The organism is Saccharothrix sp. CCNWYY140 (assembly GCF_037401995.1).
In the GTDB taxonomy this organism is placed as follows: domain Bacteria; phylum Actinomycetota; class Actinomycetes; order Mycobacteriales; family Pseudonocardiaceae; genus Actinosynnema.
Window position 1 is genome coordinate 1 of the sequence record NZ_JBBEGC010000155.1, and the last position, 14,900, is coordinate 14,900.

General features: G+C 71.7%; 15 protein-coding genes. 3 read left to right on the forward strand and 12 right to left on the reverse strand.

What is annotated here, in order from left to right; translation table 11 throughout:
- Positions 1-161: 161 nt before the first annotated feature.
- From WBN91_RS35375 to WBN91_RS35385, 3 genes are read right to left on the reverse strand one after another with little or no spacing between them, the layout of a single operon-like run.
- Positions 162-953 carry an ABC transporter ATP-binding protein gene (locus WBN91_RS35375; protein WP_337728661.1) on the reverse strand — a complete coding sequence of 264 codons (792 nt, stop codon included), beginning with the start codon at positions 951-953 and terminating at the stop codon, positions 162-164.
- Entirely contained in the window at positions 950-1,993 is a 1,044-nt protein-coding gene (locus WBN91_RS35380) for a FecCD family ABC transporter permease (protein WP_337728662.1), read from the reverse strand. The genes WBN91_RS35375 and WBN91_RS35380 overlap by 4 nt, the downstream gene beginning before the upstream one ends.
- Positions 1,990-3,033: a FecCD family ABC transporter permease gene (locus WBN91_RS35385; protein WP_443217854.1), complete on the reverse strand. Its 1,044-nt coding sequence runs from the start codon at positions 3,031-3,033 to the stop codon at positions 1,990-1,992. Before WBN91_RS35385 ends, WBN91_RS35380 begins: the two co-directional genes overlap by 4 nt.
- Positions 3,034-3,114: 81 nt before the next feature.
- Here WBN91_RS35385 and WBN91_RS35390 point away from each other — a divergent pair, with 81 nt between their 5' ends.
- Positions 3,115-4,089 (forward strand): ABC transporter substrate-binding protein, encoded by a 975-nt coding sequence (locus WBN91_RS35390; protein WP_337728664.1) that lies wholly within the window; start codon positions 3,115-3,117, stop codon positions 4,087-4,089.
- 93 nt (positions 4,090-4,182) lie between these two features.
- Here WBN91_RS35390 and WBN91_RS35395 read toward each other — a convergent pair whose 3' ends face one another.
- Positions 4,183-5,514: an MFS transporter gene (locus WBN91_RS35395; RefSeq protein WP_337728665.1), complete on the reverse strand. Its 1,332-nt coding sequence runs from the start codon at positions 5,512-5,514 to the stop codon at positions 4,183-4,185.
- Between the two features lie 200 nt (positions 5,515-5,714).
- On the opposite strand from WBN91_RS35395, the gene WBN91_RS35400 reads away from it, so the two are divergent.
- Together WBN91_RS35400 and WBN91_RS35405 are read left to right on the forward strand one after the other, a co-directional pair.
- A complete protein-coding gene (locus WBN91_RS35400) occupies positions 5,715-5,903 on the forward strand; it encodes a hypothetical protein (protein ID WP_337728666.1) in 189 nt (62 codons plus the stop codon).
- A gap of 33 nt (positions 5,904-5,936) precedes the next feature.
- A complete protein-coding gene (locus tag WBN91_RS35405) occupies positions 5,937-6,446 on the forward strand; it encodes a MarR family winged helix-turn-helix transcriptional regulator (protein ID WP_337728667.1) in 510 nt (169 codons plus the stop codon).
- Here WBN91_RS35405 and WBN91_RS35410 read toward each other — a convergent pair.
- The 8 genes from WBN91_RS35410 to WBN91_RS35445 all read right to left on the reverse strand — a co-directional run bounded on the left by WBN91_RS35410 (position 6,422) and on the right by WBN91_RS35445 (position 14,727).
- A complete protein-coding gene (locus WBN91_RS35410) occupies positions 6,422-7,189 on the reverse strand; it encodes a MoaF C-terminal domain-containing protein (RefSeq protein ID WP_337728668.1) in 768 nt (255 codons plus the stop codon). The two genes, WBN91_RS35405 and WBN91_RS35410, sit on opposite strands and share 25 nt — an antisense overlap.
- A gap of 115 nt (positions 7,190-7,304) precedes the next feature.
- The gene (locus tag WBN91_RS35415; RefSeq protein WP_337728669.1) at positions 7,305-7,856 is read right to left on the reverse strand and encodes a YdeI/OmpD-associated family protein; all 552 of its coding nucleotides are present in this window, start codon (positions 7,854-7,856) and stop codon (positions 7,305-7,307) included.
- 1 nt (position 7,857) lies between these two features.
- Positions 7,858-8,259, reverse strand: coding sequence for a VOC family protein (locus tag WBN91_RS35420; RefSeq protein WP_337728670.1), 402 nt, complete (start codon positions 8,257-8,259; stop codon positions 7,858-7,860).
- Positions 8,260-8,332: 73 nt separating this feature from the next.
- A complete protein-coding gene (locus WBN91_RS35425; RefSeq protein ID WP_337728671.1) occupies positions 8,333-11,065 on the reverse strand; it encodes an AfsR/SARP family transcriptional regulator in 2,733 nt (910 codons plus the stop codon).
- Between the two features lie 42 nt (positions 11,066-11,107).
- A complete protein-coding gene (locus tag WBN91_RS35430) occupies positions 11,108-11,533 on the reverse strand; it encodes a hypothetical protein (RefSeq protein ID WP_337728672.1) in 426 nt (141 codons plus the stop codon).
- Between the two features lie 102 nt (positions 11,534-11,635).
- Complete coding sequence (locus WBN91_RS35435) at positions 11,636-12,220, reverse strand: snapalysin family zinc-dependent metalloprotease (protein ID WP_337728673.1); 585 nt, start codon at positions 12,218-12,220, stop codon at positions 11,636-11,638.
- 148 nt (positions 12,221-12,368) lie between these two features.
- Positions 12,369-12,728 (reverse strand): RNA-binding S4 domain-containing protein, encoded by a 360-nt coding sequence (locus WBN91_RS35440; RefSeq protein ID WP_337728674.1) that lies wholly within the window; start codon positions 12,726-12,728, stop codon positions 12,369-12,371.
- Between the two features lie 19 nt (positions 12,729-12,747).
- Complete coding sequence (locus tag WBN91_RS35445; RefSeq protein WP_337728675.1) at positions 12,748-14,727, reverse strand: hypothetical protein; 1,980 nt, start codon at positions 14,725-14,727, stop codon at positions 12,748-12,750.
- Between the last annotated feature and the right edge of the window lie 173 nt (positions 14,728-14,900).

Consider the following 14,900-nt stretch of genomic DNA (forward strand, 5'->3'; position numbering starts at 1 on the left):
ACGGGGAAAGAAACCGAGGCCCTTCCCGTGGTCGCTGCCGCTTGGCGGAACGCAAGAGCGCGCCGCCTTCGGCGGAACCGCCCTTCGGGCGAAAAGCGGCGCGGCCGGTCTGATGGGTGGTGCAGCAGGCTTGCGGCCGGCGGAATCGTTGGTAGCGGTGGCTACTGGAGATGGGCGCTGATCGGGATCACCAAGGGCGTGTCCGACACCGGATCCGCGATGACCTTCGCCGACAACCCGAAGACCTCCTCCAACATCGCCTCCGTCAACACCTCCCCAGGCTCCCCACAAGCCAACACCCGTCCACCCCGCATAGCCACCAACGTATCCGCATACCGAGCCGCCAAGTTCAGATCATGCAGCACCATCACCACTGTCGTCCCCCGCTCCCGATGCAACCGATGCACCAGGTCCAGGACGTCGATCTGGTGCGCCAGATCCAGATACGTGATCGGCTCGTCCAACAACAGCAGATCCGTCTCCTGCGCCAACGTCATCGAGATCCAAGCCCGCTGCCGCTGCCCCCCGGACAGATGATCCACCTGCCGATCCGCCAACTCCGCCATCCCGGTCAGCTCCAGCGCGCGCTCGATGGCCTCCTCATCGGCCGACGACCACTGCCGGTACCACCGCTGGTGCGGGTGCCGGCCGCGTGCCACCAGGTCCGCCACCGTCAAACCCTCGGGAGCCACCGGAGACTGGGGGAGCAAGCCCACCACCCGGGCGACATCGCGCGTCGGCAAGCGGTCGATTTCCTTGCCGTCCAACAACACCGCACCCGAAGTCGGCCGCAACAACCGGGCCAACGCGCGCAGCAGCGTGGACTTGCCGCAGCCGTTCGGGCCGATGATCGCCGTCACCGTGCGGTCCAGGACGTCTAGGTCCAGGCCGTCCACCACGACGTTCTCGCCATACCCCAGCCGCAGTGACTCGGCCTTCAGACGAACGTTCACGCTCGCGCCTCCCGGCGGCTCCGGATGAACAGGAAGATCAAGTAAGGCGCGCCGAGGATCGCTGTCAGCACGCCCACGGGCAGGTCGGGGATCACCAAGCGCGTCACCAGGTCCGCAGACACGGTCAGCAACGCGCCGATCACCATCGACCCCACCAAAGGCGGCTGCGGGGAACGCGTCAGGCGCAACGCGATCTGGGGCGTGGCCAGAGCGACGAACGTGATGGGGCCGGCGGCCGACGTGGCGACAGCCGCCAGCGCCGCGCCCAGCAGCAGCAACGTCCCGCGTGCCGCGTCCACCCGAATACCAAGACCCCGAGCGGTCTCGTCGCCAAACTGCAAGCCGCCGATGGTGTGCCCGAGCACCAGAGTGATCGGCACCAACGCGACCAGCGCCAGCAACACCGGACCGACCGCGGACCAGGAAGCCTCCGACAGGCTGCCCACGATCCACGTCACCGCGCGCGCAGCGTCGTTGACGTCGCCGATGGTCAGCAGCCAGTACACGGTGTTGTACCCGATGGCGGACAGCCCGATGCCGATCAACACCATCCGGTACCCGTCGATCCCGCGCCGCCAGGACAACGCGTAGAGCAACACCCCGGCGACCAGACCACCGACCAACCCGGCCACGGGCATCCCCACCGCACCGACCGCGCCGCTGACCTGCCCCCGGTACCCGCCGACGACGATCACGGCGACGGTCGCGGCCCCGGCGCCCCACGTGATCCCCAGCACATCGGGGCTGGCCAACGGGTTCCGCGCCAACGACTGGAACAACGCGCCGGACAACCCCAGCGCGGCACCGACCAGCACACCGGTCAACGTCCGGGGGAGCCGCAGGTCGAAGATGATCCCCCGCTCGCGAGCGGTCCCGCCGCCCAGCAGCGTCTCCAGCACGTCCAGCACGGCGATGTGCGAACTGCCCATCCCGATGTTGACCGCCGCCACCAGCACCAACAGCGCGAAAGCGCCGGCCGCGACGCCCACGGCCCGGGGCCGGACCCGCCAGCGAGCCGGCCCGACAGCCACCACCCTCATATCCGGGCCAGTCCCTTCCGACGCACGAGCACGATGAACACCGGCGCGCCGATGATCGCCAGCAGGATCCCCACCTCGAAGCTGTCCCCGGTCACCACGCGCCCGAGCACGTCGGCGGCCAGCAACAGCACTGCCCCCAGCAGTGCCGAGAACGGCACCAGCCACCGGTAGTCCGGCCCGGTCACAGCACGCGCGAGGTGTGGCACCACCAACCCCAGGAACGCGATCGGCCCGCACGCCGCCACCGCCGACCCCACCAGCAACGTGATCGCCACCACACCCAGCACCCTGGTCCGCGCGACCCGCTGCCCCAACGCGGTGGCCACGTCCTCGCCCAGCGCCAGCGTGTTCATGCCCGGCGTGTTCACCACCGCCAGCACCAACCCGGCCACCAGGAACGGCAGGATCTGCCCCACCACCGCGAAATCCCGGCCGGCGATGGACCCGACCCGCCAGAACCGGTAGATCTCCATGCCCTGCTCGTTGCCCAGCACCACGGCGGCGATCAGCCCGTACAGCAACGCGCTCACGGCCGCGCCGGCCAACGCCAACGTCACCGGCGTCGCCCCGCGCCCGCCGACGGCCCCCAACAGGAACACGGCGACGCTCGCGACCATCGCGCCGGCGAAACCGAACCAGATGAACCCGTGGAGCCGGTCCACGCCCAGCACGACCACCGCGAACACCACGCCGAACGCGGCGCCCTGCGTGACCCCGAGCAAACCCGGGTCGGCCAACGGGTTGCGCGTGTGCCCCTGCATCAACGCCCCGGCCGCGCCCAGCGCGAGCCCGGCCAGCACGCCCACCACCGTGCGCGGCACGCGCAGCGACCAGACGATGATGTCGATCTCCGTCCCGTTCGGACGGACGAGCGCATCCCACACCGCATCAAGCGGAATCGCCCGCGCACCGAACGTGATACTCGCAGCGCACACGGCCACGAGCAGCACCACCAGCGCGGCCAACCCGAGGACCCGGCGCCGCCGGCGACCGGAAAGACCGGCCCTGGCCACCACCGTCACACCGGTTCCCCCTGTCATCTGGACAACTCCGGCTTCCACTTCGGACGGACGTCATCTTAAGGTCCGTTAGGTAAGCCTAAGCGCAGAGAGAGTGCCCACATGACGACACCTTGGCGAGCAGCCCTCGCCGCGACGACCGCACTGCTGGCCCTGACGGCGTGCACCGCGAGCGACAAAGCCGCGCCGGAGACCGGCACCAGCCAGGCGCCGGGCTTCCCGCGCTCCATCGAGCACGTGATGGGCACCGCGACCCTGCCGACCCAGCCGCAGACCGTCGCGGCCCTGGACTCCAGCTACGTGGACGCGGCCCTGGCCCTGGAGGCGAAGGTCGTCGCGTACACGAAGTACCGCAACTACGACCAGCTGCCCGACTACCTCGGCGACGACCGCAAGCACGGCGAGGGCGCCCAGCAGGTCGGCCCGCTGGAGAACCCGGACGTCGAGAAGCTCTACGACATCAAGCCGGACCTGATCGTCTCGGCGAAGGTCCGCCACGAGAAGTTCTACGACCAGTTCGCCAAGGTCGCGCCCACGGTCTTCAGCCAGACCACCGGCGCGAGCTGGAAGGACAACATCCGCCTGCTCGCCAAGGCCCTGGGCAAGGAGAGCCTGGCCGAGCGGAAGATCGGCGACTACGAGAAGCGCGCCAAGCGCATCGGCGACGACATCAAGTCCAAGCTGGGCAAGGACGCGCGGGTCTCGGTGGTCCGCTTCGTGGAGGGCGAGCCGACAGTCCGGCTGTACAGCAGCGCCTCCTACCCCGGCATCGTGATGGCCGACGCCGGCCTGGCCCGTCCCGACGGCCAGCCCGACGTCAAGGACAAGATCTCGGTGAACCTCAGCCAGGAGGAGATCACCAAGCTGGACGCGGACATGATCTTCGTGGCGGCGTACCAGGACGAGACGAAGAACGCCGAGGACCCCAAGGAGAAGTTCCAGGCGAACCCGCTGTGGGGGACCTTGAAGGGCAAGGTCGTGGACGTCAACGACTCGACCTGGTTCACGGCGGTCAGCCTCCAGGGGGCCAACGCGATGTTGACCGACCTGGCCAAGCAGTTCGGGGTCAACCCGTAGCTGGAAACGACGGCACCGCGTCCGCTCCTGTTGTGGGGGCGGACGCGGTGCCGTCGTCGGGGTGCTGAACCGCGCTGTTCGTGGCGCTGCCCGCTATCGCCGGCCCGGGACCGCCGCTCGTAGCCGGGCGCGTCGGGTGCGGGGGTGCGGTCGCGGGCCGTGGCCCGTGCTCGGCCGGGTGGTGCCGTGGGCGTGGCCGGGCGGGGGTGTGGCGGGGTGCGGGCGGCGCAGGACGCGGTGCGCCAGGGCCGCTCGGCGGTGGGGTGGGGCGGCGAAGACGGTGGCCGCGAAGGCGGTGGCGACGAGGGTGAGCGTCCCGGCCAGCACGAGCGTCTCGGACGCGCCCAGGTGTTCGCACAGCCAGCCCAGCAGCGGCGCGCCGACCGCGCCCGCCGCCGCGCCCACGGCGTGGTTGACCGCGAGCAGTCGTCCGCGCATGCCGTCCGCGGTGTCGAGCTGGAGGCGGGTGCTCATGGTCGTGTCGATGAGCACGGCACCGGCGGCGATCGGCAGCAGCACCAGCGCGAAACCCCAGGTGCCGGGCATCACGCCGCCGATCGCCTGGAACACGCTCGTCACGCCCGCCGCCACCAGCAGGAGCCGCAGGGTGAGCCGCCGGAACGCCGACGCCGCCAGCCCGCCCACCACCGTGCCGATGGCGAAGACGGTCGACAGCAGGCCGTACTGGGTGGCGCTGTCGCTCATCGCGGCCATCGTCACCTGGTAGTTGCGGCCCAGGCTGGACAGCACGAACCCGAGCGCGAACAGCAGCACCAGCCGCCCGGACGCGCTGATGTACCGCAGCCCGGCCCGCACACCGGACTGCTCGCGGGGGCTGGAGGCCAGGGGGTGCAGCTCGCGGGTGCGCATGGACAGCACCGCGACCACCACCGCCAGGAAGCTGACCGCGTTGATCAGGAACAGCGCGGGTGTGCCCAGCGCGGCGGCCAGCACGGCGGCGCTGCTCATGCCCAGGATGCGGCCGGTCGAGCTGAGCACCGAGCCGAGCGCCAGGGCGTTGCCCAGGTCCTCGCGCGACACCACCTGCCCGCCGAACCGCCCCAGCGCCGGCCCGTCGAACACCGACACCAGACCGGCGGTCGCGGTCAACGCGAACAGCACCGGGACCGGCGCCTCCCGCCACACGGCGAACGCCAGCACGAGGGCGATCAGGGCGTGCAGCGACTGGCAGGCGAGGATGATCTTCCGCACCGGCAACCGGTCGGCCAACGCACCCGCCCACGGCCCCAGCAGCACGGACGGCAACGCGCCCGCGAGCACCGACAGCCCGACCGACGCGGCGGAGCCGGTGCGCTCCATGACAACCCAGTTGAGGCCGATCAACTGCATCCACGTACCGGTGACCGACACGAGGTCGGCCACGGCCCAGAGGCGGTAGTTTCGGCCGCGCAACGCGCGGAACATATCGGGGCTCCCTGAAGACGATCGGGGCCTCGACGTGCCCTGCGAACGGCGTACAACGGCGTACACAGTAGGCGTCGGTTCTCGGGCTCAAACCTGGTTGATCAGTGAGTTCCTTCACGTAACGCGGCGGTGGTCGGCCCCACCGGGGACGACGTTTCCGCCTTGTGGCACAGGGCACCCCTCGCCCGGAGGTGGTTGCGATGAGCGAGCCGGGCGTCGAGGGGCCGGGTGCGAGCGAGCCGCGTGCGGAGGACCCGGAGGAGTTCGCGGAAGAGGCGGGGGTGGACCCGACGCCGCAGGAGGTCGACCACTACCGGGAGTTGGCGGAGGAAGTGCCGCCGTGGTCCGAGCCGGCCGAGGACGACCCCGGAGCCACCGACGTTCGCTAGGCTTCTCGACGGCCACGCACCGGGAGGAACGTCGTGGGAGCCGAACGGGACGCCGTCGACGAACTGACCGACCAGTGGCGGGAAGAGCGCCCCGACGTGGACGTGTCGCCGATGCACGTGGTCGGCCGGGTGCTGCGGCTGTCCCGGGTGTTCGAGCGCAGGTTGAAGGACTACTTCGCCACCCACGACCTGGAGCGGTGGGAATTCGACGTCCTGGCCAGCCTCCGCCGGGCCGGTGAACCGTACGAGCTCACGGCCGGGGCACTCCTGAAGACCGCGATGGTGACCTCGGGGGCCATCACGAACCGGATCGACCGGCTGGAGGCGAAGGGGCTGGTCCGTCGGGGTCAGTCGCCCACGGATCGGCGGTTGGTGCGGGTCCGGTTGACCGATGCCGGGCGGGAAGTGGTCGACGCCGTGTTGGTCGGGCACGTGGCCAATGAGGAGACTCTTCTCGCGCCGCTTTCTCCCGTTGAACGCGAGGCTCTCGCCGGCCTCTTACGGACCTTGTTGTTGGCTCACGACGCTTCCACTCCTCTTTGAAGTTTTCCCGGCGCACTAATCGGGTGGATGGTCGTGCTGAGTAGGCGGCCGTGTGCGCCGAAGGCGAAGTGGGTGGGGGTGGTGCCTGCTTCGTCCAGGCCGAACAGTGCCCCGTGTGATCGCAGTCGCGTGGCGTCGCGGTGGTCGGCCACGGTCACGGCCGCGCACGGGATGACCTTCTCCCGCCAGGTGAACACGTAGATCCCTGGTCGCAGCTCGTACGTGGTGTTCTCGTCGGTGTCGGCCAAGCCCTTCTCCGGACCTGCCAGGCATTGCCACGTGTACCAGTGCGGGCTCAGGTAGATGTGTTCGTATGCGTGGTTCGTGCTGTAGACCCACATCGCTCGGCGGCCGATCAGCGAATTGCTGGGTGCTGGGGGAGTCCCTGTTCCGCCTAGCGCGATGGGGCTGAACTTCTGGGTTACCTGAGGTGTGCCCGTGTGGTTGATGATCGTGGTCACCAGGAGGGCGTGGTTCTTGCGCAGGTCCAGGAACAGGGAGAACGCCTCGCGGGCTCCTGGGTGGAACTGGGCGTAATACAGGGCGTCGTCGACCAGAAACGTCTCGCAGGGGTGCGTTCCGCCTGCCCATTCCACCGTTGTTCCCGCGAAATGTGCTCGTCGTCCGGCCAGGTCGAAGGTCTGTCCGTCCAGGTCGCTGACCGCCCGTGCCTTGTTCTGGTCGAAACCGGGGGCCAGGCCGTCCAGTGGTAGCCAGCTGGAGGTGTCCGACAAGGGCGTCATCGCGGTCCCTTCCTGAGATGACGACGAGTGTGTCGGCCGCCGGCCCCAGGGTGGAACAACCCTGGGGAGACCGGTGCAGCGGGGGACAAAGGTGGTGCACGGGTGGGCAAGGGGGTTAGCGGGCGCGGGTTCCTATCGCAGCTAGGTCCACTGTTTGGGCGATGCGTCGGGCACGGGTCTCTGGGCGCTTTGCCCCAACCACCCACGCCACGATCAGGCGCTTTGTCGACGGGGGGAACGCGGCGAAGTGGTCTCGGGCTGGGGTGCAGGCGTCCAGGGCTGTGCGCAGGTCGTCCGGCACGGTGTCCGGGTTGGGGACCGGGTTCCACGTGCCCGATGCCTTGGCCAGGTCGATTGCGGCCTGGCCGGCCTCGGTCATGAGGCCTTCCTCGATCATGCGCTCGGCTCGGTCGCGGTTCACCTGGCTCCAGGTGCTGCGTGCGGTGCGAGGGGTGAAGCGCAGGCGGGAGGAGTGGGGGTCGTTGCTGCGGTGGTGGCCGTCGATCCAGCCGTAGCACAAGGCCTGCTCCACGGCCTCGGCGTAGCGGACGCTGGGGGTGGGGCTGTCCTTGTGGTGCAGGATCAGCCAGATCTCCTTGGTCGTAGCCGCGTGTTCGGCCAGCCATGCTCGCCAGTGGGCGGCGGTGGGGGCGGTGACGGTGGTCATGTCAGGCTCCCAGCACGTCGAGGTAGTGCTGGTTGAACATGACGCCCAGGACGTTGCCGAACGGGTCCACCACGGACGCGGTGACGAAGCCCGGACCGCGCTCGATCGGCTCCTGGTACACCTGCGCGCCCAGCGCCAGCAAGCGGTCGAACGCCGCCTGGACGTCGTCGACGGCCCAGTACGCGGTCGCGCCGCCGGGGCGCTCGGGGGCCGGGCCGGTGAAGCGGCGGTCGACGATGCCCAGTTCGTGCTGGTAGTCGCCGATGCGGAACTCGATGTAGGCGGGTGCGCCGTCGACGTCGCGGCTGAAGTACGGCTGGATGCCCAGCACCTCGGCGTACCACTCGCGGGCGGCGGTCAGGTCGTCGGCGGTGAAGGTGATGGTGGTGAGTCCTCGCAGCATTTCGGGCTCCTTCGGCTCTCAGTGGCTGATGAGAACCATCCTCCCGGGCAAAGTGCTCACCAACTGAGCACTTTTAGCGGAGGTTTGCGCGGAGTTCCTCGGCGCGGGTGGCGTGCTCGGCTGCCTCGTCCGCACGGCCCAGTTCGCGCAGGGCCACGGCCAGCGCCTCGTGCACGCGGGTTTGTTCGGCCAGGTAGCCGGTTTGGCGGCTGAGGTCCAGGGCTTCCTGGTAGCGGGGGAGGGCGGCTGCCGGGCCGTCCAGGCGGTGGGTGGTGGTGGCGGCGTCGAAGAGGATGCCCATGCGGAGGATGAGGACCGCGCCACTTGAGCGTTGGAGTGCTTTCTCGAAGTACTCGTCTGCCTTGGCCTTGTTGCCCAGGTGCCCGTGCAGGACGCCCAAAGCGCTCAACGCGACCGCGCCCAAACCGGGGTCGCCGACGTCCTTGGCGATGTCCACGGCCTCCTGCAACCGCACCCGTGCCTGCTCGTAGCGGCCGAAGTGGATGTCCTGGTCGCCGGAGTTGATCTGCGCCACGGCCACGCTGTGCCGGAACCCGGCGCGCCGCGCGACCTCCAGCGCTCGTGCGTGCAGTTCCCCGGCCTCCTCGCGGCGGCCCAGCTCGCCGAGGGTGATGCCCAGCTGCGTGCAGACCAGGTTCTCCAACGCGAGGTCGTCGCCCACGACCTCCTGCGCCCGGCGCAGGAACGGCAGGGCCTCCTCCAGCCGGCCGAGGCGGGTCAGGCAGAAACCGCGGTTGCTCAGCGCGAAACCGTCACCGGAGCGCTCGGCGGCGACGGTGTGCAGGGCCAGCGCGTCGTGCACCTGCGCGGTCGTGTCGAGGTAGCGGGCCAGTGCGCGGGCCAGGTGGGCGGCGTGTCGGGGCTGTCCGTGCACTGCGACCGCCAGCAGGCACGCGCGTTCCTCGTTCACCCACCGCATCGCGTCCCGGTGCGTGGGGAACTCCGGCTCGGGACCAACCGGCGGAGGTACGGGTGGCCTGCGGTGCGGCTCGGCGGGGGTGAACATCGCCGCGGCCACCGACGCCACATGGCAGTAGTGGTCGCACAACCGGTCCAGGGCGTCCGGGTCGTCGGCCAGTTCGCGGGCGTGCAGGCGGACCAGGTCGTGCATCCGGTACCGGCCGGGGACGTGCTGGTGCACCAGGTGCGCGTCTTCCAGTTCACGCAGCGCCCGCCGGACCAGGGGCACGGGCCGGTCGGCCAGCGCCGCAGCGCCGGACACGCCCACGTCCGGCCCCGGCACCAGCCCCAGCAGCCCGAACAGGCGCACCGCGTCCGCGCCCAGCACCCGCAGGGACGCCGAGAACACCGCGCGCAGGCTGGTGGGCAGGTCACCCGTATCCAAGGCGTCCAACCGGGCATCGCGGACCTCCTGCGCCAGCACGGCCAGCGGGACGTGCGGCGCGGCCTTCGCGCGGGCGGCCAGGACGCCCAGGGCCAGCGGCAGGCCACCGCCGTGCCTCGCGAGGACGTCGGCGGCCTCGGGTTCGGCGGCGACCCGGTCCGCGCCCAGGTGGCGGGCCAGCACGTCGGCCGCCTGCGGCTCGTCCAGGACGTCGACCGGCACGGGCACCGCGCCCCGCGTCGCGACCAGCCCGGTCAGCCGGTGCCTGCTGGTCACCAGCACCGCGCACGACGTGCCGCCGGGCAGCAGCGGCGCGACCTGGCCGGTGTCGCGGGCGTTGTCCAGCACGACCAGCAGCCGCCGGTCCGCGGTCAGGTCCCGGTACAGGCCCGCCTGCGCGTCCGGCTCGGCGGGCACCTCGCGCGGCGGCACCCCGAGCGCGCCCAGGAACCCGCGCACCACCGTGTCCGGCGCGAGCGGCTCGGCGACCGGGTCGAAGCCGCGCAGGTCCACGTGCAGGCGGCCGTCGGGGAACTCGTCGCGGTGGTGGTGCGCCCAGCGCAGCGCCAGCCACGTCTTGCCGACCCCGCCGCCACCGGTGAGCACGGCGACCGGGGCGCGGTCGAGCAGCACGTCCAGCGCGGCCAGTTCCCGTTCCCGGCCGGTGAACGCGGCCGGCGCGGCGGGCAGCAGCTGCGGGACGCGGCGACCGGACTCGGTGAGCCGGGGATCGTCGTCGAGGATGCGCCGGTGCAGTTCGCGCAGCTCGGGGCCGGGTTCGGTGCCCAGGTGCTCGACCAGGGCGCGTCGGGTGGTCCGGTACTGCCGCAACGCGTCCGCCGCCCGGCCCGCCCGGTAGAGCGCGAGCATGAGCTGTCCGGCCAGCCGCTCGTCCCAGGGGCGTTCGGCGGCGCGGACGGGCAGCTCGGCCAGCAGCTCGGTGTGCCGTCCGACGCGCAGGGCGAGGTCCACGCGGTGGGCCTGCGCGGCGTCGCGCTCGGCGACCACGGCCCGCCGCTCGGCCTCGAACCACGGCGTGTCCACGCCCGCGAACGGCTCGCCCGTGCACAGCGCCAGGGCTTGCTCGACCAGCTTCAACGCGTGCGCGGAGTCGTCGAGGCGGCGGGCGCGGGCGGTCAGGTCGCGGAAGCGGTGCAGGTCCACGTCGTCCGGCTCGGCGTCGAGCAGGTAGCCGCCGTCGCGCCGGCCGATGCCGGATCCGAGGGCGCGGCGCAGGCGTGACACGTACGTCCTCAGCACGCCTTCGGCGCGCAACGGCGGCCGTTCTCCCCACACGCGGTCGATGAGCCGTTCGGCGGACACGGGACGGTTGACGTCCACCAGGAGCGCCGCGAGCACACTGCGCTGGCGGGCGTGACCCAGGTCCAGCCGCACCCCGTCGGCGACGGCCTCGACCGCACCGAAGACCCGGAACTCCACGCATCCCCTTCTACCCGGTCGCGAGCACCGGGGACAACGCGGTTACGGGTGGTTCGGGTCGAACGGCTCCGGCGGGGGCGGGGTGATGGTGCCCAGCTCGATCCGGGGCTGGTCGTTCAGCCGGTCGATCTCCTCCTGGACACCGGGAGCGATGCTCACGGTCTCCGGCGGGCGCGGCGCCGGCTCCATCGCGTTGCGGATCACGCGATCTCCCGCACTCTCGACCGGCGCGCCGGCGGGCTGCTCGGGCGCGATGTGCTCGGGAGCGGGCTGCTCGGGCGCCGGGGCGGGCGGGGTGTCCTGCAAGCCGTCGTCGGGCAGCCGTGCCGGGGCGGGCGAGTAGTCGGCGGCGGGCAGGGCGACGGGCAGGGCGGCGGGCTCCGACGGGGTCGGGGTGGCCGGGCTGAGCAGCGCGAACGCCGCCAGTGGCGTGGCGATCAGGGCGGCGCGGGTCGAGCGGCGCGGCATCGGCTACCTCCGGCGGGTGGCTCGACGTGAGCCGTTCGGGTGATCGCCGGGACAGTAGCCGACCCGTGGGGCGGGTGGTGGTCCGCCCCACGGGCCGTCACGTCAGAAGACGTAGCACTCCGTGGCCGACTGGGCCGTGAAGCCCGCCGCCCGCACGTCCGGCGCCGCGAGGGAGCCTGCGAACCTGCGGTCGACCTCGGCGCGCTCGGCCGCGTTGGGCAGGTCGTTCTTGCAGGACACCGGGGCGCTGGACCCCGACATCAGGTCGGCGCACAGGCCCGTGCGCCGGTCCGGCAGACCCAGGATGTGGCCGATCTCGTGGGTCGAGATGCGCGGCCGGTAGTAGCCCTGCTGGACGGCCTGGCGGCCCATGTAGACGGTGCCGTTGCCCAACGACGTCACGTAGGCGCGCGGCCAGCCGTTGTCGGCGTAGATCCGGATGTTGGTCGGCGTGCCCGCCGACTTCTTGACGAGCCGGACGTTGACCACGGAGGCGTTCCAGTTCGCCGCCGCCTTGTCCCAGTCCGCCGCGAACTCCTGGGCCTGGCTGGTGTCGTAGTACAGGGTGCGCACCAGCGCCTGGGGCTGCGCGGCCTCCGCCGACGCGCTGGGAGCGGCGACCGCGACGAGCGGCAGCAGCATCCCCAGCGCGACCACGGCGGCGCGTGCGACCTTTCGCACGAGCATGGTGATCTCCTTGTGTACAGGGAAAATCGGGAGCCGGGTGACAGGGAGGCTCCCGATACCCAAACAACCAGCCATCACGCGCCGCCACCAGACCCGTACGTAGGGTTGTGTGGACCTTTGTCGGGCGGGTGTGCTCCGTTCGGCGCAGTCAGAGCCCGCTGGTGCGGAACTTGTCCAGGACCCGGCGCTCGCGCTTGGTGGGCCGGCCCGCACCACGGTCCCGGCGGGCGACGGGCAGCTCGGCCGGCGGCGGGGGAGTGCGGTCGAGGTAGCAGGCGGCGGCGTCGGCCGCGCCCACCCGTTTCTGGATGACCCGGACGACCTCGACGACCTTCGTGGTGTCGCCGACGCGGGCGCGCACCTCGTCGCCGGCGACCACGGTGCTGGCGGGCTTGGCGGGCTTGTCGTTGATCCGCACGTGCCCGCCGCGGCACGCCGCCGCCGCGTCCGGGCGCGTCTTGGTCAGCCGGACCGCCCACAGCCAGCGGTCGATGCGGGTCGACTCCACGCCGACCAGCCTACGGCCGTCAGGGCCTGCCCCAGACGTCGGTGGGCGGCGGGCCGGTCAGGCGGGCCACGTCCAGGGTGTGCAGGGGTTTGGCGCGTTTGCGCAGCCGGGCCTGGATCGAGCGTTGGCGTTGGGCCAGTTCGGTGATGATGGCGCTGGGCGCGGTGTCCGGGTCGGGGGTGTTGCGGTACCAGTTGCCCAGGACCTCCAGCGAGAAGTCGACGACGTGGGAGCCGCCGGTGCCCAGCACCAGGTCGCCCTCGGCGCGGAACTGGCCGGAGTGGAACGTCAGGTTGCGCGCGGTGTAGAGGGCGTCCAGGAAGGTCGCCATGCGTTTTTGGCTGTCCTGGAGCCAGGCCGCGCACGCCGCAGGGTCGGACAGCCGGTGGGACCAGTCGGCGATCTGCTGGGCCGCCAGGGGCGAGGTGTGGGTCAGCGCTGCCGCCAGGGCGTCCCGGGCGGCGGTCAGGGCCGGCGGGTCGGTGGGTCTCGGGGGCAGCAGGATGTCCACCCACGTGTTGAGGTCGTGCAGGCGGGTGAAGCCGTCGCACTTGGCGTAGGCGTTGACCACGGCCAGGTTCGCGGTCAGGTCCCGGTCGGCCGAGCGCTGGTGTTCTTGCGCCGCAAGCAGTTCGGCGCGTTCCCGGTCGGCGCGGGCGCGCAGGGGCGGGTAGTCGGGGTGGTCCGGCGGGCAGGCCCCCAGGGCGCGGTCCAGGGCCGTGCTGCGCTGTTCCAGGACTTCCACGCGCGACCGGGCCGCGCGGACCACGGCGGTGGCGGATTGGTGCAGCTGCTGGTGCGCCTCGACGACCTGCTGCCGCAGGGCTTGCAGGGCCAGGGCCGCCGCCAGGTCGCCCCGGTTCTCCAGACCGCAGGCCTCCAGCGCCGCCCACGCCAGCGCGGCGGCGGGCAGCGGGGCCTCGGTCACGCGGGCCACGTGGGCCATCCGCAGGCCGTTGCGCAGGGTCCGGGGCCAGCCCGGGACCAGGGGGTCGGCGCGTTTCACGGTGGTGCGGCGGGGCGGCAGGTGCCGCACCTGCCGGTCCACACCGGACACCAGCACGTCGTCGCCCAGCGACAGCGTGACCAGCCGGTGCCCGGCCATGTACTGGTCCAGCAGCTCGGACATCGTGCGCCGCGCGGCCCGGCCGGCACTGGGCGCGTCCACGGCGTCCACTTGGACGGAGGCCAGGCACGCGGCACCGTGCGTCGGCACCTCGCGCACGAACGCCCGCAGCCGGTTCACCGAACCGAACCCCAACCGCTCGGGCTCGGTCAACGCGGCCGTCGTGGCGGTCGGGTCCAGCACGGCCAGGTGCGACAACGCGGTGGCGCCGTGCACCACGACCGCCACCCGGTACCGCTGGGGCGAGGGCAGCAGGAGATCCAGCACGGACCGGGCGTCGAGGCGGTCCACCCGGTCGGCCAGTTCGCGGCACAGCGTGTCGTGGTCCCGGTCGGTCGCGGCGACCAGGCACGCCAGCTCGTCGGACAACAGGTCCAGCTCGGCGACGGTGGTGGCGGCCTCCGGCCCGTCCCACACCGCCGTGAAGGTCGCCTCCAGGAACCGCCGCACGTCCGGCAGCAGCTCACCCACGGCCGCCGCCGCTTCCCGGGCCAGCTCCCGCCGCCGCCCCATCGGGATGCGCACCTGGTCGTCGAGGTCGGCGATCAGCGAGTCCAGCACGGCCCGGACGTCGAGCAACACGGCATCGGGCCCCCACCGCCCGATCCCGCGCTCGACCGCGGCCCGCGTCCCTTCGCACAGCGACCGCAGCAACGAGATCCGCGGCTGGGCGGTGTCGGCGAAGTTCTCCAACACGACCCGCGTCCGCGGCAACTCCGACGCCATCCCGGCCAACGCGGACACGTGCCTGCTGAACAACGACGTCCCACTCACGGCCCGCAACACCCGCTGGACCACGTAGGTCCGGGTCCACGAGACACCCGCGCGGCGAAACGCGTCGAGAAGCCGGTGGTCGAAGCCGCTGTAGGCCATGCACTCCAACCTATCGGGACCGACCCCTACCCATCCCGGCCTCTCGCACCCCGCCCACGGCCCGAAGCCCTAACCCAACCACGCCGCACCTCCCGACGCCCGCAGGGCGCGCGCTTTTCGAAGTAGCTCGCGCAGCAGACCTCCCGACTTGGGCTTCTTCCGTCATCCCCGTA

Coding starts and splice junctions, on each gene's coding strand:
- WBN91_RS35380 (WP_337728662.1), bottom strand. CDS start 1,993: ATGAGGGTGGTGGCTGTCGGGCCGGCTCGCTGGCGGGTCCGGCCCCGG.
- WBN91_RS35385 (WP_443217854.1), bottom strand. CDS start 3,033: ATGACAGGGGGAACCGGTGTGACGGTGGTGGCCAGGGCCGGTCTTTCC.
- WBN91_RS35390 (WP_337728664.1), top strand. CDS start 3,115: ATGACGACACCTTGGCGAGCAGCCCTCGCCGCGACGACCGCACTGCTG.
- WBN91_RS35395 (WP_337728665.1), bottom strand. CDS start 5,514: ATGTTCCGCGCGTTGCGCGGCCGAAACTACCGCCTCTGGGCCGTGGCC.
- WBN91_RS35400 (WP_337728666.1), top strand. CDS start 5,715: ATGAGCGAGCCGGGCGTCGAGGGGCCGGGTGCGAGCGAGCCGCGTGCG.
- WBN91_RS35410 (WP_337728668.1), bottom strand. CDS start 7,189: ATGACGCCCTTGTCGGACACCTCCAGCTGGCTACCACTGGACGGCCTG.
- WBN91_RS35415 (WP_337728669.1), bottom strand. CDS start 7,856: ATGACCACCGTCACCGCCCCCACCGCCGCCCACTGGCGAGCATGGCTG.
- WBN91_RS35420 (WP_337728670.1), bottom strand. CDS start 8,259: ATGCTGCGAGGACTCACCACCATCACCTTCACCGCCGACGACCTGACC.
- WBN91_RS35430 (WP_337728672.1), bottom strand. CDS start 11,533: ATGCCGCGCCGCTCGACCCGCGCCGCCCTGATCGCCACGCCACTGGCG.
- WBN91_RS35435 (WP_337728673.1), bottom strand. CDS start 12,220: ATGCTCGTGCGAAAGGTCGCACGCGCCGCCGTGGTCGCGCTGGGGATG.
- WBN91_RS35445 (WP_337728675.1), bottom strand. CDS start 14,727: ATGGCCTACAGCGGCTTCGACCACCGGCTTCTCGACGCGTTTCGCCGC.